At 52.9% G+C, this 21913-nt stretch carries 20 protein-coding genes; 5 read left to right on the forward strand and 15 right to left on the reverse strand.

What is annotated here, in order from left to right:
* Nucleotide 1: 1 nt before the first annotated feature.
* The 4 genes from MKX50_RS15850 to MKX50_RS15865 form a co-directional block, all read right to left on the reverse strand.
* Nucleotides 2–811: a response regulator transcription factor gene (locus MKX50_RS15850; protein WP_213590472.1), complete on the reverse strand. Its 810-nt coding sequence runs from the start codon at nt 809–811 to the stop codon at nt 2–4.
* Nucleotides 812–916: 105 nt separating this feature from the next.
* Nucleotides 917–2293, reverse strand: coding sequence for a glycosyltransferase (locus MKX50_RS15855; RefSeq protein ID WP_339160151.1), 1377 nt, complete (start codon nt 2291–2293; stop codon nt 917–919).
* Nucleotides 2294–2336: 43 nt separating this feature from the next.
* Nucleotides 2337–3530: a HEAT repeat domain-containing protein gene (locus tag MKX50_RS15860; RefSeq protein ID WP_339157342.1), complete on the reverse strand. Its 1194-nt coding sequence runs from the start codon at nt 3528–3530 to the stop codon at nt 2337–2339.
* A gap of 36 nt (nt 3531–3566) precedes the next feature.
* The gene (locus MKX50_RS15865) at nt 3567–5792 is read right to left on the reverse strand and encodes a hypothetical protein (protein ID WP_339160153.1); all 2226 of its coding nucleotides are present in this window, start codon (nt 5790–5792) and stop codon (nt 3567–3569) included.
* A 736-nt stretch (nt 5793–6528) separates the two neighbouring features.
* On the opposite strand from MKX50_RS15865, the gene MKX50_RS15870 reads away from it, so the two are divergent.
* From MKX50_RS15870 to MKX50_RS15885, 4 genes are all read left to right on the forward strand, one after another.
* Nucleotides 6529–6897, forward strand: a complete 369-nt coding sequence (locus MKX50_RS15870; protein WP_213590469.1) for a hypothetical protein — start codon at nt 6529–6531, stop codon at nt 6895–6897.
* Nucleotides 6894–8165, forward strand: coding sequence for a DNA polymerase IV (locus MKX50_RS15875; protein ID WP_339157343.1), 1272 nt, complete (start codon nt 6894–6896; stop codon nt 8163–8165). The genes MKX50_RS15870 and MKX50_RS15875 overlap by 4 nt, the downstream gene beginning before the upstream one ends.
* A complete protein-coding gene (locus MKX50_RS15880) occupies nt 8162–8680 on the forward strand; it encodes a hypothetical protein (RefSeq protein ID WP_339157344.1) in 519 nt (172 codons plus the stop codon). The genes MKX50_RS15875 and MKX50_RS15880 overlap by 4 nt, the downstream gene beginning before the upstream one ends.
* A gap of 117 nt (nt 8681–8797) precedes the next feature.
* Nucleotides 8798–9481 carry a succinylglutamate desuccinylase/aspartoacylase family protein gene (locus MKX50_RS15885; RefSeq protein ID WP_155610263.1) on the forward strand — a complete coding sequence of 228 codons (684 nt, stop codon included), beginning with the start codon at nt 8798–8800 and terminating at the stop codon, nt 9479–9481.
* 140 nt (nt 9482–9621) lie between these two features.
* On the opposite strand, the gene MKX50_RS15890 is transcribed toward MKX50_RS15885, so the two are convergent.
* The 5 genes from MKX50_RS15890 to MKX50_RS15910 form a co-directional block, all read right to left on the reverse strand.
* Complete coding sequence (locus MKX50_RS15890; RefSeq protein WP_155610264.1) at nt 9622–9909, reverse strand: stage VI sporulation protein F; 288 nt, start codon at nt 9907–9909, stop codon at nt 9622–9624.
* 411 nt (nt 9910–10320) lie between these two features.
* Nucleotides 10321–12372, reverse strand: a complete 2052-nt coding sequence (gene recG / locus MKX50_RS15895) for an ATP-dependent DNA helicase RecG (protein WP_155610265.1) — start codon at nt 12370–12372, stop codon at nt 10321–10323.
* Between the two features lie 14 nt (nt 12373–12386).
* Nucleotides 12387–13256 (reverse strand): DegV family protein, encoded by an 870-nt coding sequence (locus MKX50_RS15900; protein WP_155610266.1) that lies wholly within the window; start codon nt 13254–13256, stop codon nt 12387–12389.
* Nucleotides 13257–13300: 44 nt separating this feature from the next.
* The gene (locus MKX50_RS15905) at nt 13301–15067 is read right to left on the reverse strand and encodes a DAK2 domain-containing protein (RefSeq protein WP_155610267.1); all 1767 of its coding nucleotides are present in this window, start codon (nt 15065–15067) and stop codon (nt 13301–13303) included.
* 15 nt (nt 15068–15082) lie between these two features.
* Nucleotides 15083–15442, reverse strand: a complete 360-nt coding sequence (locus MKX50_RS15910) for an Asp23/Gls24 family envelope stress response protein (protein WP_213590464.1) — start codon at nt 15440–15442, stop codon at nt 15083–15085.
* Between the two features lie 189 nt (nt 15443–15631).
* On the opposite strand from MKX50_RS15910, the gene rpmB reads away from it, so the two are divergent.
* Nucleotides 15632–15820, forward strand: a complete 189-nt coding sequence (gene rpmB / locus MKX50_RS15915; RefSeq protein ID WP_019639081.1) for a 50S ribosomal protein L28 — start codon at nt 15632–15634, stop codon at nt 15818–15820.
* Nucleotides 15821–15970: 150 nt separating this feature from the next.
* Here the strand turns inward: rpmB and spoVM are convergent, their stop codons facing one another.
* The 6 genes from spoVM to rlmN form a co-directional block, all read right to left on the reverse strand.
* Entirely contained in the window at nt 15971–16051 is an 81-nt protein-coding gene (gene spoVM / locus MKX50_RS15920; RefSeq protein WP_055107596.1) for a stage V sporulation protein SpoVM, read from the reverse strand.
* Nucleotides 16052–16215: 164 nt separating this feature from the next.
* On the reverse strand, nt 16216–16884 hold the full coding sequence (gene rpe / locus MKX50_RS15925; protein WP_155610268.1) for a ribulose-phosphate 3-epimerase: 669 nt from the start codon (nt 16882–16884) through the stop codon (nt 16216–16218).
* 4 nt (nt 16885–16888) lie between these two features.
* Nucleotides 16889–17797 carry a ribosome small subunit-dependent GTPase A gene (gene rsgA / locus MKX50_RS15930; RefSeq protein WP_339157345.1) on the reverse strand — a complete coding sequence of 303 codons (909 nt, stop codon included), beginning with the start codon at nt 17795–17797 and terminating at the stop codon, nt 16889–16891.
* A gap of 31 nt (nt 17798–17828) precedes the next feature.
* Entirely contained in the window at nt 17829–20000 is a 2172-nt protein-coding gene (gene pknB, locus MKX50_RS15935; RefSeq protein WP_339157346.1) for a Stk1 family PASTA domain-containing Ser/Thr kinase, read from the reverse strand.
* Nucleotides 19997–20767 carry a Stp1/IreP family PP2C-type Ser/Thr phosphatase gene (locus MKX50_RS15940; RefSeq protein ID WP_155610271.1) on the reverse strand — a complete coding sequence of 257 codons (771 nt, stop codon included), beginning with the start codon at nt 20765–20767 and terminating at the stop codon, nt 19997–19999. Before MKX50_RS15940 ends, pknB begins: the two co-directional genes overlap by 4 nt.
* Before the next feature lie 9 nt (nt 20768–20776).
* Nucleotides 20777–21823 carry a 23S rRNA (adenine(2503)-C(2))-methyltransferase RlmN gene (rlmN, locus tag MKX50_RS15945; protein ID WP_339157347.1) on the reverse strand — a complete coding sequence of 349 codons (1047 nt, stop codon included), beginning with the start codon at nt 21821–21823 and terminating at the stop codon, nt 20777–20779.
* Between the last annotated feature and the right edge of the window lie 90 nt (nt 21824–21913).

Below are 21913 nucleotides of genomic sequence, written 5' to 3' on the forward strand. Positions count from 1 at the left end.
TTTAGTGAATGCAGCGCCGAATCCGCGCATCCAGTTCAACTGGCGAGAAGGGCTTGGTGATGTAATCATCTACACCGCTTTGGAAGCATAGACTGATCGTTTGCTCTACGCGCTGCTCGGTCAGAACGACGATTTTCGGCGTGTTTTTAACGTTGAGCTGCTGGATATGGTGAATATAAGGCAGGCCGTCGATGCCATACAGATTCAACTCCGTCAGCACCAGATCCGGATTCCAGCTCTCAATAAGCTCCAGCGCGGAAATTCCATTATCCGTCACGGCTGTGTCATAGCCCTGCATCTGCAGCCTAATTTGCAGAAACTCGCGAACCGCAGGATCGCCTTCGACGATCAGGATACGGCTTTGCGATGAGTGAAACTCTTGTCTCGTAAAAATATGGATATCCCCGGAAGGGCTCAGCTTCGCGGACTCCTCCATTTGCTTCAAAACCTGCTCGCTCAGCTCGCCTTGCTCGGGAAAGCTCGACAAGGTCATGTGCAGATCCAAGTCTCCGACGATTTCCTGAATCCGCTGCTTCAACAGCAAGCCTTGAAAATGAACGGAATCAAGCGGCTGCCCGGGCAGCAGAACGGCATAGCTGCCAGGTTCGTTACCGCTCCAGAGCTCAAAGGTTACGCCGGGCTGAGTTTCTAAAATTCCGCGAATTTGCGTCTCCAAATAGGTTGGAGCACTTGCGGAATAAATGAACAGAACCCCGTTGGCCTCCTGGACAGATTCCCTCACATGCCGCTCGATCGTTGAATATAAACTGGATTGCTTGATTTCGGTTTGCAATGCTGCCGTATTCGGCATCTGAACTCCCGCCTTTCTGTAAGATTGAAGTAGTGCAGCCCCTTACGGGCTTGTGCAGTTGACTATCAACTCCCTTCCCGAACTCCCCTCGTAAGCCTTGAAGTCTTAAGCGGTCTTGGCCGCTTCGCTCTCTTCTTTCCAGCTCGTCCGGGTCATCGTTCCCCAGGAATTGTTATTGCGCAAAAATTGAATATGACCTTGGATCCGCCATAGTCCGCCGAGCTGAGCATAACCGAAGAATTTCAAAGCGGAGAACATCAGCAGACGAGCCAGATCGGATACCTTCGTAAACCGCTTGAAGGCGAGTTCCTCCAAGAATAAGGCGCCAATACTGAGCAAATAACCGCTCAAAATGTTGATCAGCCCGAATACGACAAGAATTTTCCAGTTCGTCATATCCATGATCGTATAGCCGACCAGCGCAAGCAGGCCGGTAATTTTGAAATATGGATTGAGCGCTTCGAAAATAATGTTGTAAGGCATCGTCAACAGCCCCATGACTTTGTATTTCGGGTTAAAGGCCATATCGTAATTTTCGATCATATTCTTCAGGTTACCGCGTCCCCAGCGCTTCCGCTGATTGGACAAAATGCGGTAAGAATCCGGCGCCTGCGTCCAGCATACGGCTTCCGGACAAAAGGCAACGCGGTATTTCAGCTTGTTCTCCAGCATATAGCGATGCAGTTTGATGATAATGTTCATGTCCTCGCCAGGATATCCTCCGCGGTATCCCCCTACGGCGATGACATAGTCCTTGCGGAACATCCCGAACGCCCCAGACACGATGATCAGTCCGTTGATGGCGCTCCAGCCGATGCGTCCGCCCAAGAATGCCTTCAAGTATTCAACTGCCTGGAACATCGGCCACATTTTCCGCGGCAGCGACACATGCTTCACTGCTCCGTTCTCGATCACACAGCCGTTGGCGATCCGAACGTCCCCACCGATGGCTACCGTCTCTTCCGGGTTCTCCATGTACATCCGGGCCATACGGATCAAGGCATCCTTCTCGAGCAGCGAGTCGGCATCGATGGACGAAATAAGCGGATAGTGGGACAGATTGATACCCGCATTCAGGGAATCCGCCTTCCCGCCATTCGGTTTATCTATTACATACAGATGCGGATACTGAGGATTGTGATAGACAGCATTAATCGGCTGGCAATCAATCGAGTTCCGCATTTCCGGATTCGGAAGCGGCTCAAGGCCAAATTCCTCCCTCAATACCCCCAGCGTGTTATCGCTGGAGCCGTCGTTGATGACGATCACTTCATAGGTCGGATAATTCAAGGTCAGCAGACACTTCACATTCTCGATGACCGTAAGCTCCTCATTGAAGGCCGGCACGAGCAAGGATACGGAAGGCACCAGCTCCGAGCCGGAGAGCGTGTTGTATTTCGAATAGGCCGACCTGCGAAAAATCGTCATGATATTCCGAAATGAAAAGGCCATAATCGTAAAATAAATCGTATTAACTGTCATTACATAGTAAATGGCAAATAGTCCGTAAATCAGCAAAATGTCTCTAAGCAGAGTAATCGCCTCCGACCGCCGCAACCTGACGAATCGGTCTTCGCTCGGCAACGCCGAAGTACCGCTCGTACAGCAGCTTTTTTTTGTTATAGGCGACCATTTGGTCGAGTTTTTGATGCTCGTTATCCTGCAGCATCGCTCTTTCGATATGATACATCGCCGTCTCCCGCTCCACGCCGGAGCCGTTCATCGCAATCTGGCAAAGAACCTCGAAGCCCGTTTCTCCCAGCTTGGCCAGGCTTTCAGCGCTGTTGTTCCGCACCCACCAGTTCGCATCCTTCAGCGCATGGCGCAGAAGCGGAATGCTGCCGGCCGCGTGCAGGGAACCGAGGGATTTGGCCACGGCGGCACGCACTTCCCAGTCCCTGTCAGCCATCAGCTTTTTGATGGTGTCATCTTTAAGCACCGGGTTGGAGCTTAGATAAAGCTTCACAGCCTCGGCGCGGACATCTGTCTGCTCGGCGCCGACCAGGCGATCCAGGGAAGGAACGACCTCTGGAACCGCCTGCCCCCACATCGCCACGAGAGCTACCTTCACGAGATCCGGATTCTCATCATCCAGCAGCTTGAGCAGCAGGCCGCTGGCATCAAGCCGTGTCTCCATTACGATATCGGCAGCCATATTGTGGATCGGTTTGCCGTGGCGAAGCAGGTGCTGCAGCATTTCCTTCAGCTGCTCCTCGTTCTCTGCGCTTTTGGCGACGGCCCGGGCTACGACGATGGTAAGCGGAGTATAACGCTCGCTCTTCATCATCGTCAGCAGCCGGGGTACGGCCTCGGCTGCTCGCATTCCGCCAAGCCTGTAAGCCGCGGCAATTCTCCGCCCGTAGAACAAGCTGTCCAGCAGCTTAATGTCTTGGCGCACAAAGCCGGCGTCGTGGCAGAGCTTGACGAGCTTCTCCCGATACTCGCCCTTGAACTGGCCAATCCAGCCGATGAATTTCTCCTGGATGACCCGAGCTTCGAGCGCCTTAAGCTTGCCCGGCGGAAGCTGGAGCTCCGACGGCCCGTTCAGATGGGATTGAATGAATTTGAAATAATCCTGATGCTTCTTCGAATACTGCTGACTCATTTTGACTTTATGCAGATGATTGAACTTCAAGGCGAATAAACCCGCGATTCCTATCCCGATCAGTCCCAGGCAGAAATAAATAAAATAGATTGCCAAGGTAAGATGCGTATACATAAAGAACATTCCTCCTTCTATATACCAAGCACCGGACTATTCAGGTTGATGTTCCGGCAAGCTTTCATAAAACTTCTTCAGCGCATAGTAGCCGGACTTTAAATTCTCGGTGTATTTCACGGTTTCCCAAGGCGACCAAGTATATTTCGGCTGCTCCGCAAGATTGACGGCCCCGTCTTTGCCCGGCCCGAATACTTCCTGGCTCTGGCGGTCTTTGATCCAGGGCACAAAAGTAATTCCGTCCGTCTGCGCTGTCGTAAACGAGCGATCTTTTTTGAGCGGGCCATAATCAATGACCTGAAGGGAGCTGGGGTCTGCGAAGCCAAGCAGCATCCATGGGATGCGGAGCTCTACTTCGCGGCCGCTGTATTGCCATGAGGTTAGCGAGTTAAAATGCTCATCCTTTCGATCAGACGTTCCCCGCACCAGACTGCCGACCGTCATATCCTGAAACGGCTGGCTAAGCCTCGTATCCGGCGGAGACATCGTCAGGCTGACGGCCAGCTTCCAGGGCTGGAACTGCACCTTCTCCTCCTCCGTCGGATCCTCGAGCATCCAGTGGCCGTACCGTCCATAGAGACGGCGGTGGAAATCATAGCTCGGCGCCGTTCTTACTTCCGTTTCGTCATCCTGTCCGATGACGACCAAATTTTCCAGCCCGTCGCTCAGCTTAATGCCAGGCAGCTCGGTAACCGGTTCGTTTCCTCCAGGCTGCGTACTCGTCCCCAGATAAATTTGCCGGGCTTTGGGATCAAAATCCTCGCTCAACGTAAGCCCTACGTACACGTATGCCTCGTCATGCGTTACACGGAAACGTTCAATGCCGGGGGCTGGTTTGTCCCACGACTTCACTTCTCCTTCCAGCAATGCGTCCCAATCGCTCAGCTTGCCGTCGATAATGATGTCTTCCTCTTTGCCCGGGCCCATGGCGACGATACCGAACAATTTCTCGTTCGTCAGGACGTTCAGCCAATAAGAGCGCCGATCCTCGGGGATTTCGAAGCGCATCGTATTCCACGTCTTCTTGAACCACTCATCCTGCCACATGAACAATATGGCGCCGGAGTAGCCTTCGTCATAAATGTCTTTGGTCAGGGATACGTCGATTTCGGCCTTTTCGTCATCGCTGTGCCCGCCCTGATTCCGTCCGCCGGGACCGATATGCGATACGCCCAAAGACGCAGGTACCCCGTATTCCGTAACCATGATCGGAATATCCTTGTAATATGCCTTTAACTGCCGCAAGTAAGCCTTATACGTATTGAAGCCGCCCTTACCGTCGGGAATGGTCTCCAGCGTCTTGTCAAGATGGAAGAAATCTGGATAGTACGGATATACGTGATAGGCGGCGAAATACCCGGCTTCCCAGTCGACCGGCTCTATGTGCGTGGCATCCACGCTGGCCAAATCCTCTTCGAACAGAGGCTCTCCAGGATGCTCGAGCACATCCGTCGTGACCCAGTTTGTGAAGGTCATGGGATGCTGCCAGCCGTAACCAGCCTCCAGCTCAGCCGTCTGATCGATTAGCTCAGCAAGCCAGCTCTCAAACGGGCTGGCCTCGTCCAGCGCAGAGAACCGCTTGCCCCGGTAAGGCTCTATGGAGGCATACTGCGTGTTTGTGTTGTCGACCATTTCGGGATCCCACTCTGTACCGATATGCCAGGCCATCAAATAGCGCCCCGCATTCGCTCTGTACTTTCCTCCCGAAGCTCCCGGCTGCACCGGTATTTTTAAATCTCCGTATACCGCTTTTACCGCTTTTTCGATTTCTTTATGGAATGCTTCCTTGATTCCAGGGTTATATGCATCCTTAAGCTCAATCAATTGTTCCTCAGGCGACCAAATGCCTTGAATGAAGTACAGCGGATCGTCTCCTTTTTCTTTGTTGTATTTGACTAAGGACGTATAGAACACCGGATTATGCACGGTATAGATACGAATCACGTTGGCGCCCATATCATCGATTTGCTTGAACCAACGCAGATAATCCTCTTCAGTGATCGGGAATTCCCCGGGAAAATGACCAGGAACCGTAGCTCCCAAGTTGACGCCTTTCACGAAAATCTCCTGCCACTTTCCCTCACCCTTGTACTCCATGAACCGGTCTCCCGAAGTTTGGAATTTGATTTTTGCACCGTCCGCGGTTTGGAACGTCGCAAGAGATGGAGGCAGATTTTGAATGATAAGGTAGATCCCACCGGCGATCAGAATACCGCCGAGTACGAGTAAAATAATTAACCTTTTTCGCGCTAACGTTGTCATCGGGTTTGCTCTTGTCACCTCGCTATTTTTTTGTATGCAGGCGATTTTACCAGTACGGTCCCCTCACACCTCCACTCCTCTCGTATTACCTCTATCATTAACCAAGTACTCTAATAAAGTAACTAGGCTAATAGAAGTGTTTTCCATTTGGGCCCTATCCTGCATAATAGAAGCCTTTTAGCTCTTGCTTCCCGGTTTTCTTGCATGATCGCCTTCTAACAACTGCACCTCTCGTCCTTATGAAAAAGACTTGAAAAACGAAGCATTCCTATGCTGCATTTCCAAGTCGCTGTTTTCAGAGAAGTACAGTGCTCCTGCTGTTCGCTCATATTAGACGCGCAACTTTTTTCGAAGTTTCGATCTATTTTTACACCCGTTTCCATAAAGGTTACAAAATTGATACCAAAGTCTCGTGCAAAAATCGCTTAATAACGCGGCTTTATAGCATTTTGTTAAATTCTGTTATCCCCTAAAAAAACGTGCGCTGGTCCTATACTAGTTTCTATCCCTTTTCGATAATTTCGTTCCGGATTTTTCCATAGGACTACGTGATCCCGCCGATGACTTCTTGCCCATTTTCCTCCCCGTAATAAGAACCATAAAATTACATTTATTATAATATAAAGGGACTATATCGAAGTATCCATTTTCCATAAAATTCACTTGCATAACGAACTTACGTTCGGTGTATAATATATAAAACGAATATACGTTCGCATTATGGTGGTGAAATATCATGATTAACTCAACAATCGAGACAGAAGAGGATATTCAAATCATCAAAGAGTACACCTTGCTGCCTATTTTGCTGGATATGCTGGCAAGGGATATTGAGGAGCTTAGCCTGCAGCAGAATAAATTGATTTACAATCTCGTGATCTTTTATCTTAAGGGAATTGAAAGCAGCATCCATCTCGAGCTGAAAACCCTCAGAAGCAAAATGCGGCAGCAGCGCATTCAAGTGCTGGACACGACGATGAACGCGCTGGGCGTCGAAGTAGAGTACAAGGTTCGGGGATATATTCACCGTTTCAAAATGCTCAGAAGCCTGGTGAAGGCGGAGCTGATGATTCTTCTTATGAGACTGTGGGAGGCGCCCAAATGATAAGCGCGCGCGAAAGGACGATTTTTTTGGCAGATTGCCAAAGCTTCTATGCCAGCATCGAAAAAGCGGATCATCCGGGATGCCAGAACAAACCGGTAGCCGTAGCGGGAGACCCCGCCCGCCGTTCAGGAATTATTCTGGCGGCCTGCCCCATCGCCAAAAGCTTTGGGGTAACGACGGCGGAGCGTCTGGGAGAAGCGATCCGCAAATGCCCGGGTCTCGTCGTCATGCGCCCGCGGATGCAGCATTACATCGATATATCTCTGATGATTACGGACATTTACCGGGAATACACCGATTTGGTCGAAGTTTTTTCGATCGACGAGCAATTTCTCGACGTATCGGGAAGCCTGCACCTGTTCCAGGGCGATCCGCTCGCCATGGCGAGGTCGATTCAGCAGAAGGTGCTTAAACAGACCGGCGTATGGGTACGCATCGGCATCAGCTCCAACAAAATGCTTGCCAAGCTGGCTACTGACATCTGGGCGAAGAAAAATGAGAGCGGACTATATGTCCTGCCCAAAGCTAATGTGCCTGAGGCGCTTTGGCCGCAGCCGATTCCCAAAATGTTCGGGGTCGGCTCCCGTATGGCTGCTCACTTCACCCGGCTCGGAATGTACCAGATCGGCGATATTGCCCAAACACCGCTGCCGGTGCTGAAGGACAAATTCCGCGCCCGCTTCGGCAAGCAAAGCGATATTCAGGCGGAGGTCATGTGGAGGACGGCGAACGGGCTTGACGATTCCCCGGTGACGCCGCGCACCTTCGACGCCGCGCCGAAATCGGTCAGCCATATGATGACGCTGCCGCGGGATTATGCCGAGCAGGATGAGATCGACACCGTATTGCTTGAGCTTGTAGAGGAGGTCTGCCGGGATTGCCGGCGCAAAGGTTATATGGGGCAGGTCGTTACCGTCAGCTGCCTGTGCAGTCCCTATGATGCGCGCCTCGGCTTCTCCCGGCAGATGAAGATGGCCGATCCGAGCCATCATACAAATACCGTCTACGAAGCGGCCAAGAGACTGTTCTATCGCCACTGGAACACTCTGCCGGTACGCCGCTTAGGCGTTGCGCTTAGCGGTCTTGCCTCCGACCAGGGCTACCAGCTGACCCTTTTTGAGGATCAAGTAAAGCTTCGGGCCTTGGACAAAGCAACCGATCTGATTAAAGACCGCTACGGCAGCGCGGCGATTATGAGAGCCTCCTCATTGACGACATCAGGGCAGGCCAGAGAACGGGCAAGAAAGATTGGAGGGCACTATAAATGAGCAAAAAGCTATCAGGCAACGGCCTTTGGGAATCAAGCCGGATGATGCTCCCCCAGCATAAGGAGCAGTCCGTATCAGCCAGCCGGCAGGCGGCGGGTGAAGCAGCAGCAGGCGGGGCCGCGCACCGGACCGTTTCTCCTCCAACGGCCAAGGATATGGAAGTCATCAAGAGTTACATCATTTTGCCTGTAGCTCTCGAAATCGTCGAGAAGAAGAACAGGGAAGTCGAAATGTCGTCCCAGACCTTCAAAGCCCTCTATGCCGCAGCGACGAAAGTGTTGGCTCAGCATATCCGCGGAGATATCCAGCGATACCGCAAATCCCTTCTGGAGCAGGGCATTCGCATTTTCGAGCCGTCGATGGACGGTCTGGACATCCGCTATCGCTTCGTATGCCGCGGCATGGAAGACGAGTTTACAATGACCAGGGATTATTTGAAATCCCAAGTCAGCCTGGCCATCGGCCATTACACGAACCATTTGACTGCGATTTTGCGCGGAACGGGCAAGCGCTAAATCCGGGCGTTGTACGGGCAGCCGACAAAGTTACCTGTCCAATTAATCCCTCTCTTCCCTGCATATTTATAGTGTATACCCGCCATTAGCAGGCAAGCAGAAGTGGAGGTGAGCATAATGCTGGTACAGAAGTATACGCTGTTGCCGGGCACATCCTACGCTACTCCTTACTATGTGGCGCAAAGCGCGCGGCCCGGACCAACCGCTATGATCGTTGCAGGGATACACGGCAATGAGACCGGCAGCATCCAAGCGGCTCGCAGGCTCGTCCGCATGCTGGGCACAGACGAGCTTAGGCTTCATACAGGACGTCTTGTCATCGTCCCCACGGTCCATAGGCGTGCATATCGCCAGCGTATTCGCGGCGTGCCGGATTTGAACCGCACCTTTCCCCGCAAAGCAGGCCAAACAGCGAAACATCCGCTATCCGCGGCGCTGTTTGATACAGCAAGACGCTATCGCCCCTCCTGGTATCTGGATCTTCATGAAGCGAACGGTTTATCGCAGCAAAACTCCAAGGTACTGGGCCAAACGCTGATCACTGATCCGGGCAGCCGGTCCGTATCTGCCGCACGCAAAATCATCAAAGGAGTCAACCGCACCATCCGGGCCAAATCCCAATCCTTCAATCTGCGGCTGCATGAGCTGCCTGGCTCCTCCCGCACCGCCGCAGCCCGTATTCTTGGAGCACGGACAGTCACCGTAGAGACAGGCTGGAGCCTGCCCTTTTCCACCAGGGTACAATACCAAATCGATGTCGTACGCCGCTTTCTTGGCGAAGCGGGATTAACGAAGAGCTAATAAAGACTCTGCATGCGGACTATCATATAGAAAGAAAAACATTTATCGACGTACCTGACGAACCTCGAATATATTAAAGAAACCGTTCGCCCCTGCAGGGACGAACGGTTTCTACGCTCACCAACCTATACAGCTTTACATTACCTAAACATGCTCCATAACTTAAGGAGATGGAACGTATTCCGAGGGTCGACTTTTTGAGCGATGACAAACTGGACGATCTGTTCCTCCTGCACGCTTGTCAAGCGTTCATTCAAAATCGAGGTTGCCGACTTCACCAGCCGTCTGACCTTGGCTCTATCCTGCAGGTCCGATTTAGTCAGACCATCGGCGAGGGACTTGATGCGCTCTTTTACGGCTGGGTTTTTCATTTTCAGCTTAATGCGCTCCACCAGCTGCGGACTGATGCCATATTGCTGATAACTCAAAACTGGGTTACACCTCCCGTCACACGCTAATCCTCATTAATATATGACGGATAGGATGTACATGTTGCCACAGAAAAAATGCCCTTGGCAAGCTAGGATTAAGATAAGCTTGCCAAGGGCATTTCTCTCTGGCTCGTAACAGACATGAGATCCGCTATTTGTCCTAAAATCGCCAAAATGGATAGGGAACGGACACAGGAGCCTTTATTTGCTGCAAATCACAACAGAAACTCATTCATTTGCTCAAATAGCGGAACCTGTGTCCAACAAACCAATGAAATAGGACGATTTTCATAATATAACGGAACCACGGTCCGTCAGAACCCCACCGGTGTTTACTCGTGCATCGATCATGCCCCTCTAATGCGATTGCGATTGCGATTGCGATTTCAAAGCCGATCGCGGTTCACATCAATCGATCAGTTCGCCTTGGAACACCTGCTCCCGCTGCAGATACCCGCGCAGCGGCTCATACTGCGGCGACGTCCAAAAAGACTCGTCGCCGACCAAACGGGCGGCATCGTCCCGTGCCGCCTCCAGCACCGCGAAATCGCTGACCATGTCTGCGATTCGGAATTCCGGCACCCCGCTCTGCTTGGTGCCGAAGAAATCCCCGGGACCGCGCAGCTCCAGGTCCCGGCGAGCCACTTCGAAGCCGTCGTCCGTCTCGGTCATGACCTTCATCCGTTCCTGACCGACCTCCGACTTCGGCTCGGCGATGAGCACGCAATACGAAGCGTGCTCCCCCCGGCCAACCCGGCCGCGCAGCTGATGCAGCTGCGACAGGCCAAAGCGGTCCGCGTCCATCACGATCATCAGCGTCGCGTTCGGCACATCCACGCCGACCTCCACGACGGTCGTCGAAACGAGCAGCTGCACTTCATTGTCATAGAACGAACGCATGACCTCGTCCTTCTCGGCCGCGGTCATCCGCCCGTGCAGCAGCCCGACCTTGAAGTGCGGGAACGCCTGCTGCATCGAGACGTGCAGATCAATGGCATTCTGCACATCCAGCTTATCAGACTCCTCGATCAGCGGGCAGATCAGATAGGCCTGCCTTCCCGCGGACACCTCGCGCTGGATAAACCCAAGCACGCGATCCATCATGTGATGCTTCACCCAATAGGTCGAAATCGGCTTGCGTCCCTTCGGCCGCTCGGACAGTGTGGACACGTCCATGTCGCCAAAGGCCGTAATCGCCAGCGTGCGGGGAATCGGCGTCGCCGTCATCGTCAGCACGTCCGGATTGAAGCCTTTGCGCCGCAGGATGCTGCGCTGATTGACGCCAAACCGGTGCTGCTCGTCAGTCACGACCAAGCTGAGCGAACGGAAGAACACGTCCTCTTGAATAAGCGCATGGGTCCCGACGACGATATCCGTTAGCCCCATTTGCAGCGAGGCAGTCAAATCCTTGCGCTTGCGCCCGGTCACACTGCCCGTAAGCAGGCCTACGGTAATGCCGAACGGCTCGAACAACCGGGACAATGAGCGCATATGCTGCTCCGCCAATATTTCCGTTGGCACCATAAATGCGCCCTGATGTCCCGATTTGACCGCCGCATACAGCGCAATGGCCGCCACAACCGTCTTGCCCGAGCCTACATCCCCCTGCAGCAGACGATTCATGCAGTACGGAGAACGCATATCCTGCAGGATCTCCAGCTCCACCTTCTTCTGGGCATCTGTCAGCTCAAAGGGAAGACTGCGAACGAACTCACGGATCGTCGCATTATCCACCTCATGCTTCACTCCGTCCATCCGCTCGTGATTCATCGCCCGGTAGGCCTGCAGCTTCAACTGAAACAGGAACAGCTCCTCATAGACCATCCGGCGGCGCGCCTGCTGCCCTTCCTCGCTGTCCTGCGGCTGATGAATGCGCCAAATCGCCTGCCGTCTCGGCATCAGCTCATACTTACGCAGGAGCTCCGGCGGCAAAATTTCCGGAATCATCTCCCCATATTGCTGCAGTGCCTGTCCGATCGTTTTGCGCATCCAGGTCTGCGTAATTTTCCCGCCTACCGAATATACCGGCTGCAGGCTCCCGCTGCGCAGCGTGCCGCGGTCGGGAAACTCCGACTCCGAGACCGTCAATTGGCTGCGCCGCTGGTCCCATTTGCCCGTGAGCACGATCTCCCGTCCCGCCGTCAGCTGATCCTTCAAGAAGTGGCGGTTAAACCAGGTCGCCGTGAACATCCAGTCCTCGGCCACCATTTTGCACGTCAGCCTCGATTTCCGGCCGTAGCGCTGCAGTACAGGCACTCCCATGATCTTGGCTTGGACAGTAATCCGGTCGCCGTCCTTCACCTCCGTCAAAGAGCGCAGCCGGTAATCTTCATACCGAAACGGATAATATTCCATTAAATCATTTACCGTAAAGATGCCAAAGGCGTGAAGCTCTCCTTCTTTGAGAGCACTCACGCCGTTAACCTGCTTTACCGGAATTTCGTTTAAATCCAAACTCATTCCAATCCCTCGCTTCAAGCCGGCCACACGAATATAGCTACCACTCCCGGGCCGGTATGTGAACCTACGACTGCGCCGATGTCCGTGCGAACCACCTCATGCAGCGTGAAGTGCTGGGACAGCAAATCCACAAACTCCTGGGCGAGCTCTGGATTCACACCGTCGCAAACCGCAACATTCAAATCTTTATGATTGCCAAAATCATTCACGAACAGCTCGATAACCCGCGATACCGCCTTCTTGCGGCCTCTCGCTTTATCCACTGCGTAGATAATGCCCTCCTGATCCACCGACAGAATCGGCTTGATGTTCAGCAGCGTGCCAAGAATAGCCGCCGCTTTGCCGATCCGTCCGCCCTTCTGCAAATACTCCAGCGTATCAACCAGGAAGTACAGCCTGCGGCTGCGCCCAAGGCGTTCGACCTCGGCTTTGATCTGGTCCACGGTGGCTCCCTTAGAGGCCATTCTTGCCGCTTCAACCACTTGAAGACCAAAGCCGTAGGAAGCACTTAAGGAATCAATGACTGTAATATCGAGCTCCTTGCCCGTCTCTTCCTCCAGCATCGTCTTCGCCAAGAGGGCCGATTGATAGGTTCCGCTCATGCCGGAAGAGATATGGATGGATACGATCGGCGAGCCCGGATTCGCTTCCAGCAAATTGCGGTAGACCTCGGCATACTGGGACGGGGACGTCTGGGAGCTCTTCGGCAGCTCACGCGACTTTGTCAGTTTGTCGTAGAACTCTGCCGCTGTAATGTCGACGCCCTCCAGAAAAGATTCCTCGCCGAACGCAAGACGCATCGGCACGATATGAATGCCATATTCCTCCGCCGTAGTCTTCGGTACGTCAGCCGTACTGTCTGCAACGATGACAACCTTGGTCATGAGATCCTCATCCTTTCAACTCTCCCGTCACCTCTAGGCGCAGCCTAGGATTCCACAGAGAATAAATAATAATATATCGGCTGGCCGCCGTTGTGGGCCTCCACTTCGACATCCGGATAAGTCTCATTCATCCAAGCTATCAGTTCGCCAGTCATCTCGGGCGAGGCTTCCTCGCCGACGAGAATCGTTACGATCTCATCCCCGCCCTCCAGCATTTTGGAGAGCAGATCCCGGCACGTCTCCAGGAGACCTGCTTCCGTTGCCACGATTTTGGAGTCTGCAATGCCGATATAGTGACCGGCTGTAATTTCCAGTTCATCGAATACCGTATCGCGAACCGCATAGGTCACCTGTCCCGTCTTGACATGGTTTACGGCGTTCATCATGCTGTCGGCGTTCGACTCTACGCTCTCTTCCTCCTGGAACGCGAATGCAGCGGCGATTCCCTGCGGAATGCTCTTGCTTGGAATAACGGTAACCTCGCGCTCGCCTTCCAGAAGATCGCGCGCTTGCTGTGCGGCTAGTACAATATTCGAGTTGTTCGGCAGAATGAACACATGCTGGGCGGAAATCGAATGAATCGCCTTCACGAAATCCTCGGTACTCGGATTCATCGTCTGTCCTCCGGCGAGCACGACATCAACGCCAAGGCTGGTGAAAATATCAGAGATACCTTGCCCTGAAGCAACCGCGATGAAGCCATAAGGCGCCAGTTCGTCGGCCGGCATCTCCGCACGCTCTGTCTGGCGCAGGCCCTCTGCCGGGATATCGGCGAACAATTCCGGCATGGGAGCCGCGTCCATTCCCGCCGACAGCAGGTCGCGATGCTGCTCGCGCATGTTCAAAATATGAATTTGCGTAATCTCGCCATAACGCAGGGCCAAATTCAGCACCTCGCCCGGCGCTTTAGAATGCACGTGTACTTTGATTACTTCATCATCAGCGATGACAATGATGGAATCTCCATTCTTTGACAGCGCTTCCCGGAACTGATCTTCGTTAAATGGCGTATTTCTAGCTTCACCGAGCGTACGATTGATGAAAAATTCCATGTCGTACAAAAACTCGATATCCTCCGTCTCCAATTTGGCTTGGGCGGAAATCGGGGCGTCCGGTGTAATTCGCGGAGCCGCAGAGACCGGTTTTACGGCGGATACAGCTTGTCCCGTTACGGGCTCTTCCATCGGTATCGTTCCGTTCGTTAAAACTTGCAAGAATCCTTCATAAATATATACGAGTCCTTGTCCACCGGAATCTACGACACCGACCTGCTTCAAGACGGGCAACAGCTCAGGCGTATGGGCAAGCGCCTCCTTGGCCTTGGCCAGCACCTCCGTCATCAGCTCCGTCACATCCGTCGTCCGTCTGGCATAGAATACGGCATGCTTGGCCGCTTCTTTGGCCACGGTAAGAATCGTGCCTTCCACCGGCTTAACAACGGCCTTGTAGGCGGTATCCACACCGCTCTGCAGCGCAGCGGCGAAATGAATCGTGTTGAGTTCTTCGTAAGCCGCCGCATAGCGGGCAAAGCCACGGAATAACTGGGACAAAATAACGCCAGAGTTGCCTCGCGCGCCCATCAGGAGACCTTTGGACAATACGCCCGCCCGGCTGCCTAAGCCTCCGGTACCGTTGTTCTTCAGCTCAGACACGCCTGCCGTCATCGTCAAATTCATGTTCGTCCCCGTGTCTCCATCCGGAACCGGAAACACGTTTAAGGAGTTGACATGCTCGGCATGCTGATGAAGCCTCTCCGCCCCGGCTAACACCATAGCGGTAAAATCTGTTCCATTCAGAGAACGCTTACTCAATGAAAATTCCCCTTCCTAGCTTGATACACGTACGCCTTGAACCGAGATGTTGACATACGCTACTTCGAGTCCAACGACTTCGGTGAGTACATATTTTACTTTTTGTTGTATGTTGTGTGCGACCTCGGAAATTTTCGTGCCATAACTAACTATAATATAAAGATGAATCGACAATTGATTATTCTCCAGGTTCACTTCCACACCACGGGCCAGATTCTCTCTCCCAATCAATTCGGCAAAACCGTCCTTGAACTGCTTGCGGCTTGCCATTCCTACCAATCCATAACATTCCATGGCGGCCGATCCGGCGATCACCGCTATGGCTTCATCGGAAATATGGACTGTCCCATGCTCCGTATGTAGTTCAATAGCCACGCCCGCATCAACTCCTCCCCAAAATTATTATGGACTAATCAACATTGTACTATAAGAAGAAAGAGAAATAAATAAAAGAAGAGCAATGGAGCCAGAAATAAAGTTGCGCCACTGGTTGACGGCTCTTTTTTTACTGTGATATTATAGATAAGTGTTGTTTTAAGAGGTTGGAATTAGGAGGTGTAATGAATGTCTCGCAAATGTTATGTGACAGGCAAGAGCCCAAGCACAGGGAACAATGTATCCCACGCAAACAATCACACGAAGCGTACTTGGGGCGTGAACGTACAAAAAGTCCGTATTCTTGTAGACGGTAAACCGAAACGCGTATACGTTAGCACTCGGGCTTTGAAATCCGGTAAAGTAACCCGCGCGTAGGGTTGTAATAAGCATATAGACAAAAAGCACCTTGTCATTCGAGGTGCTTTTTTAATGCCCGCCGCCTGCTCCGCCCGGCCTGGAACGCTGCGTGATCGGCGGGAGCGGGCTCGCGTCTTCCTGCTGATGCTTAGACGCAAGGTCCCCTCCCTAATTTTTCTGAAATGTGTTCAATACCGCTTTGACGAATCCGCCCAAAAACTTAGGCAGCTTGAATGTGTAAAATTTCATCCTTCACCCTCCCCATCATTCTCATGCCTTCACCTATAGTCTATGTTCCAAGTCTGCTTCCCGTGTATTGAGGACACAAAAAAAAGGCTACATGAGAACCCTGCTCATGTAACCCATTGTATGCGGCACTGCCCATCCCTATACCAACGGACAATACGGTTTCGCTAGAAACGCTCCACGCTGCCGCGGATTTCAGAAATCGCTGCCGCCCGGTCCTCGCGCCCGAACACCGCACTGCCCGCAACTAGCACATCTGCCCCGGCCTCTACTACGGTTGGCGCCGTAGCAGCGGTAATCCCGCCGTCAACTTCGATATGCAGGCCCGTTAATCCCAGCTGCTCTCTCCACTCGGCAATTTGCGAAATCTTGCGGACTGTTCCCGGGATGAAGGCTTGCCCGCCGAAGCCCGGATTCACCGTCATGACAAGTATGAGATCAAGATCTTCGATCACTTCGCGAACCGCCAGCGCCGGCGTAGCCGGATTGATGGCGACCCCTGCCTTTACGCCCAGGCTCTTGATTTGCTGGATGACGCTGTGCAGGTGCACACAAGCCTCGGCATGAACCGTAATCAGGCTTGCTCCTGCCTTAGCGAACGCTTCGATATAACGCTCCGGATGCTCGATCATGAGGTGCACGTCCAGGAACAGCTTCGTATGAGGCGCCACGGCTTCCAGCACCAGCGGTCCGAACGTCATGTTGGGCACGAAATGGCCGTCCATGACATCGACATGAAGCCAGTCGGCGCCGCTGCGCTCAACCTCGGCGACTTCTTGAGCCAATTTCCCAAAATCCGCGGACAAAATAGACGGTGCTATGTTGATTTTTCGCATGAAGTTAGTACCTCCGTTTTTTATCTTTCATTTCCTCATAGAACTGTACATAGTGCTTGTAGCGGCTGGAGACAATTTCGCCTTCCTCTACCGCCGCTCTGACCCGGCACCCCGGCTCATGCAGATGGCTGCAGCCCCGGAATTTGCATTGCTCCGCATATTCGCTGAATTCGATAAAACAGGATGACAGCTCCTCTACGCCCAGCTCCAGGAAGTCCAGCTGGCTGAACCCGGGAGTATCCGCAACATAACCGCCATTATCCAGCTCGATCAGCTCCACATGGCGCGTCGTATGTCGGCCGCGGCCCAGCTTCAGGCTGATTTCACTTGTTTCTAGCGATAAACCCGGCAGCATGGCGTTCAGCAGAGATGATTTTCCCACGCCCGATTGCCCGGCAAACACGCTGATGTGGCCAGCCAGCCGCGCCTTTACTTCATCCGTCCCGCTTCCCGTCAAGGAGCTAGTAATGATAACCTCATAGCCTACCTTTTCATATAACTCGCCAACCTGCTTCGTTAAATTACGATCCTGTTCGTCGCCCTGCTCATCCAGCAGATCTTCCTTCGTCAGGCAAATCAGGGGGAGGAGTCCCGCATGCTCGATATGTACGAGGAACTTGTCCAGCAGCTGCAGGTTCAAATCCGGCTCCTTCACGGAGAACAGCAGAACCGCATGGCTGGCATTAGCGATGGGCGGACGGATCAGCTCCGTATCGCGCGGCAGTATTTCGTCTACCGTGCCTTCCCCGTTCTCGGTAGGGGTATATAGAACTTGGTCCCCTACGAGCGGAGTAATCCCCTTTTTCTTGAAAATGCCGCGGCCCCGGCATTGGAGAACAATCTCCTCTGCCGAGGCTAACGGCTTCACATAGTAATATCCGCTTAATGCCTTAACAATTAAACCTTCAGGCATGCTGCCGGCCTCACTTTCATTTTCTTCCTGTCTAGTTGTTGCCGTGTTCTTTTTTACCCTTGCCTTTTCCTTTGCCGTTATTGCCCTTATTGTTCTTATCCGCTTTAACGGCTTGGGCTACAGCTCCCTGGTCGATGCGTCCCGTTTCCGGGTTTTCAATCTCGCCTTCGTCCCATTCATTGTACGAATTCTCGTCATATTGACTGCCCGGCAGTTGAGGCACAGGTACCGTTCCCTGCTTGGCATCAATGTACGAGACCAGATAAGTGTCAAACAGCTCCCCATCCCGGATGACCGAGACCGCACCGTTCTTGTTCGGGGCTAATACAAGTTCAACGGAGAACGTTTGGGTCGCATTGATCGTTTTGGTTCCCCATTCTCTATTATCCCCCCGTGCGTCCCCGTAGACGATCCGGATTTTGCTGTTCTTGCCTTCCTCCACAGGAGCTGCCGGCACTTCAAAGGTGTATTTGATGGCTTCCGGCGGATAACCTGAGCTTACGGTCAGCACCATTTCGGTTCCCGGCGTAGCCAGGCTGTTCGGGGCAAACGGCCATTGGTCAATGACCTCGCCCGCTTCTCTCTCAAAGCTAGGCTCCGTCTTAATGCCATCCTTGGCCAGCTTCAGCCCCAATTCCTTAATGAGGGCTTCAGCTTCTTCCTGTTTCATTCCTATCAGGTTCTTCATACTAAATTCCTTAGCGCCCTTGCTCACTTTAAGTGTAATGCTTACTGACGCCGGATCATACTCCGTGCCTTCATCGGGGCTTTGACCAATAATTTTGCCAGCCTCTTCCTCGTCGCTGAACTCTTCCACCTGACTGATCCGGTCCTTATCCACTCCGGCCTGGACGAGCTGGGCTTCCGCTTCCTGATAAGTCATGCCGCTGAATGACGGCATTTTCTTCAGCGGTTTGGCTGTGCTCACGGTTAAATCTATAATTGCGCCTTCTTTGACTATCGTACCTTCCGGCCTGCTTTGGTCATAGACGATCCCTTCATCGAAGCCTTCCTTGTACTCCCGCTTCACGTCGCCGACCGCCAGTCCCTTGTCCTGCAGCGCCTTCGCTGCGTCCGCTTCGTTCATATTAAGAACGCTTGGAACCGTGACGTCAGGTACGGTGAAGGTTTTGTTCACGTACCATACGACGCCGGCCATCGCCACAAGCAGCAATACCGTTAGGCTTACCCAGAGCACTGGCTTCGACCAGAAGCTCGTGCCCTTTTTCGCCTCGTCGCGGTCCTCGTCGGCCTGCGCCTCCCTGGACAGCTTGGAACCGCCCCGGGCAGCCGAGCCGCCCATTTGCGGCCTGATCGCCGGAACGATCCGGGTGCTATCCTCATCGTCGCCATCATCAAATAAAAGCTTCGACTCCATCCGCCGCTCCGGCAGCAGGCAGGTCTCCAAGTCAACCAGCATTTCTTTGGCCGACTGATAGCGTTCGCCCGGATTTTTGCGCATCGACTTCAGAATGATGTTCTCAACGCTTTGCGGAATCATCGGGTTAACCGAACGCGGCTCCTCGAAATGCTCCTGCAAATGCTTCAAGGCAACGCTAATCGGGCTCTCTCCCAGGAACGGAAGGCGCCCCGTCAGCATTTGATACAGCACAATGCCCAGTGAATATAAATCCGATTTCTCCCCGGTAGCGACTCCCTTCGCATGCTCCGGCGAGAAATAATGCACCGACCCTACGACCGAGCCGGTTTGCGTAATCGTCGTAGACGTGACCGCGCGGGCGATCCCAAAATCGGTCACTTTCACCCGGCCATTGCGGCCGATTAATATGTTATGAGGTTTAATATCGCGATGAATGATTTGGTTATGATGAGCATGATCCAGGGCATCGGCGATTTGCGATGCGATGCGGATGGCCTCGTCCACCTGCAGCGGCGCGCGCTCCTTAATGATTTCGTTCAGGTTCTGACCTTCCACGTACTCCATGACAATATAATGAATATCGTCCTCCTGTCCTACATCATAGACGCTGACCACATTGGGATGCGACAAAGATGCAGCAGACTGCGCTTCCCGCCGAAAACGGCGTATAAATTCCTCGTCGTTCACAAATTGCTGGCGCAGCACTTTGATCGCTACGTTGCGATTGAGGAGAACGTCGTGCGCTTTGTAGACGAGCGCCATTCCCCCGCCGCCAATTCGTTCGATAATTTGATAACGACCGCCCAATTCGTGTCCGATCATGAGTTCCACTCCTTTATGCTTGACCCGGCTTCTTCCTGATGCTCAAGCAGGGCAACGGTAATATTATCGTCGCCACCTGCATTCAAGGCAAGCTGAAGCAGGCGATCAGCCCGATCCTGCAAGGAGAGATCGTCCAATCCCAGCGTAAGGGTCATTTGTTCCTTTGATACATAGTTGCTGAGCCCGTCGCTGCAAAGCAGCAGGATATCCCCGGTTTCCAATATGATATGGTCCAGATCGACCTCCACATCGGAATCGGTGCCCAGCGCCCTCGTCAGCACGTTGCGCCGCGGATGCACGCTGGCTTCCTCTTCACTGATTTGCTTGCTCTTGACAAGCTCATTCACGAGCGAATGATCCTCCGTCAGCAGAATCAGATCGTCCTGCCGAAACTGGTAGGCCCGGCTGTCGCCAATATGGCCGACAACCCCTTCCCGTCCGCTGAGAAGCACGGCGACGACGGTCGTTCCCATGTTGTGGTACTCATCATGTTCTGAGGCTTTGCGGAAAACAACTTCATTGGCATGCAGAATCGCTGCTTTAAGCGCCTCAGCGCATGCCTGCACCGACAGTCCCGGAGCCAGCGAGACGATATCCTGAGTGATCGTCTCTACCGCCAGTTTGCTGGCGGTATCTCCGGCCTGATGGCCGCCCATGCCATCGGCGACAATGCCTAAGGTGTAGCCCTGCTCCAAGCGGGATACCCAGGCGCTGTCCTCATTTACGGGGCGGACGCGTCCCACATCACTTAAATACACCATTTTCATTGAATCAGATCACCTCGCACCAGACTCCATATGCTTCGCCCGCAGCTGACCGCAGGCCGCCGCGATATCGTGTCCTTGCTCACGGCGGATCGTCACATTGATGCCCTTATCCGCCAAAATGCGCTGAAACTGAAAAATATCATTTCTTGAAGTTCTCACATATTTGCGCTCCGGCACATGGTTAACCGGGATCAAATTCACATGACAAAGCATGTCCTTGATGACGCTGGCCAGTTCCTCAGCATGCTCAGGCTGATCATTGACACTGCCGATCAGCGCGTATTCGAATGTAATTCTGCGTCCCGTCTTTGCGATGTAATAACGCAGCGCCTCCATAACGTCGTCGAAAGGAAAGCGGCGGTTCACCGGCATTAACTTGGAACGAAGCGCATCGTTAGGCGCGTGAATGGATATCGCCAAATTAATTTGCGTATCCTCGTCGGCGAATCGGTAAATGTTAGGAACAATACCGCTCGTCGAGACCGTAATATGCCTTTGCCCGATATTCAAGCCTTTGTCATGGATCATGATTCTAAGGAAGTTCATCGTGGCGTCGTAATTCTCGAATGGCTCCCCGGTGCCCATAATGACGATACTGCTTACACGCTCGCCGCGGTCATCGAGGATTTTCTGAGCCTGTACAACCTGGGCAACGATCTCCCCAGCCGATAAGTTCCGCTTCAGTCCGCCCAGCGTCGAGGCACAGAACGTACAGCCGACCTTACAGCCGACCTGGGTCGTTACGCAAATGCTGTTCCCGTAGTTATGCTTCATGATGACCGTCTCGATCGCATGATCATCATGGAGCCCGAACAAGAACTTGACCGTTCCATCCTTCGATTCAAACTTGGTGATTTCATTCAAAGTGACGAAGGCGAATTGCTCATCCAGCTTTTGGCGGAGCGGCTTGGACAGGTTCGTCATTTCCTCAAAAGAGTTTACACGTTTTACATAGAGCCAATCAAAGATTTGCCCTCCGCGAAACGCAGGCTCTCCTTGGGCGACAGCCCATTCCCGTAATTCATCATAAGTATAATCGTATATAAAAGGTTTCATCTTCACACACCTGTCCTATAGTATATCGTATGCAGTTGCCCACTCATTCTTCCTATTTTAGCACAAATCATTTTTACACTAAAGTCCGGC

This window comes from Paenibacillus sp. FSL W8-0186 (genome assembly GCF_037969765.1).
In the GTDB taxonomy this organism is placed as follows: Bacteria; Bacillota; Bacilli; order Paenibacillales; family Paenibacillaceae; genus Fontibacillus; species Fontibacillus woosongensis.

Excerpts from the sequence above, each read along its gene's own strand:
- rsgA (WP_339157345.1), bottom strand. The coding sequence starts at position 17,797 with ATGCCTGAAGGTTTAATTGTTAAGGCATTAAGCGGATATTACTATGTG.
- MKX50_RS15865 (WP_339160153.1), bottom strand. The coding sequence starts at position 5,792 with ATGACAACGTTAGCGCGAAAAAGGTTAATTATTTTACTCGTACTCGGC.
- MKX50_RS15940 (WP_155610271.1), bottom strand. The coding sequence starts at position 20,767 with ATGAAAATGGTGTATTTAAGTGATGTGGGACGCGTCCGCCCCGTAAAT.
- MKX50_RS15870 (WP_213590469.1), top strand. The coding sequence starts at position 6,529 with ATGATTAACTCAACAATCGAGACAGAAGAGGATATTCAAATCATCAAA.
- MKX50_RS15885 (WP_155610263.1), top strand. The coding sequence starts at position 8,798 with ATGCTGGTACAGAAGTATACGCTGTTGCCGGGCACATCCTACGCTACT.
- MKX50_RS15860 (WP_339157342.1), bottom strand. The coding sequence starts at position 3,530 with ATGTATACGCATCTTACCTTGGCAATCTATTTTATTTATTTCTGCCTG.
- MKX50_RS15900 (WP_155610266.1), bottom strand. The coding sequence starts at position 13,256 with ATGACCAAGGTTGTCATCGTTGCAGACAGTACGGCTGACGTACCGAAG.
- MKX50_RS15855 (WP_339160151.1), bottom strand. The coding sequence starts at position 2,293 with ATGACAGTTAATACGATTTATTTTACGATTATGGCCTTTTCATTTCGG.
- spoVM (WP_055107596.1), bottom strand. The coding sequence starts at position 16,051 with ATGAAATTTTACACATTCAAGCTGCCTAAGTTTTTGGGCGGATTCGTC.
- MKX50_RS15875 (WP_339157343.1), top strand. The coding sequence starts at position 6,894 with ATGATAAGCGCGCGCGAAAGGACGATTTTTTTGGCAGATTGCCAAAGC.
- rpe (WP_155610268.1), bottom strand. The coding sequence starts at position 16,884 with ATGCGAAAAATCAACATAGCACCGTCTATTTTGTCCGCGGATTTTGGG.
- rpmB (WP_019639081.1), top strand. The coding sequence starts at position 15,632 with ATGTCTCGCAAATGTTATGTGACAGGCAAGAGCCCAAGCACAGGGAAC.
- recG (WP_155610265.1), bottom strand. The coding sequence starts at position 12,372 with ATGAGTTTGGATTTAAACGAAATTCCGGTAAAGCAGGTTAACGGCGTG.
- rlmN (WP_339157347.1), bottom strand. The coding sequence starts at position 21,823 with ATGAAACCTTTTATATACGATTATACTTATGATGAATTACGGGAATGG.
- pknB (WP_339157346.1), bottom strand. The coding sequence starts at position 20,000 with ATGATCGGACACGAATTGGGCGGTCGTTATCAAATTATCGAACGAATT.
- MKX50_RS15880 (WP_339157344.1), top strand. The coding sequence starts at position 8,162 with ATGAGCAAAAAGCTATCAGGCAACGGCCTTTGGGAATCAAGCCGGATG.
- MKX50_RS15850 (WP_213590472.1), bottom strand. The coding sequence starts at position 811 with ATGCCGAATACGGCAGCATTGCAAACCGAAATCAAGCAATCCAGTTTA.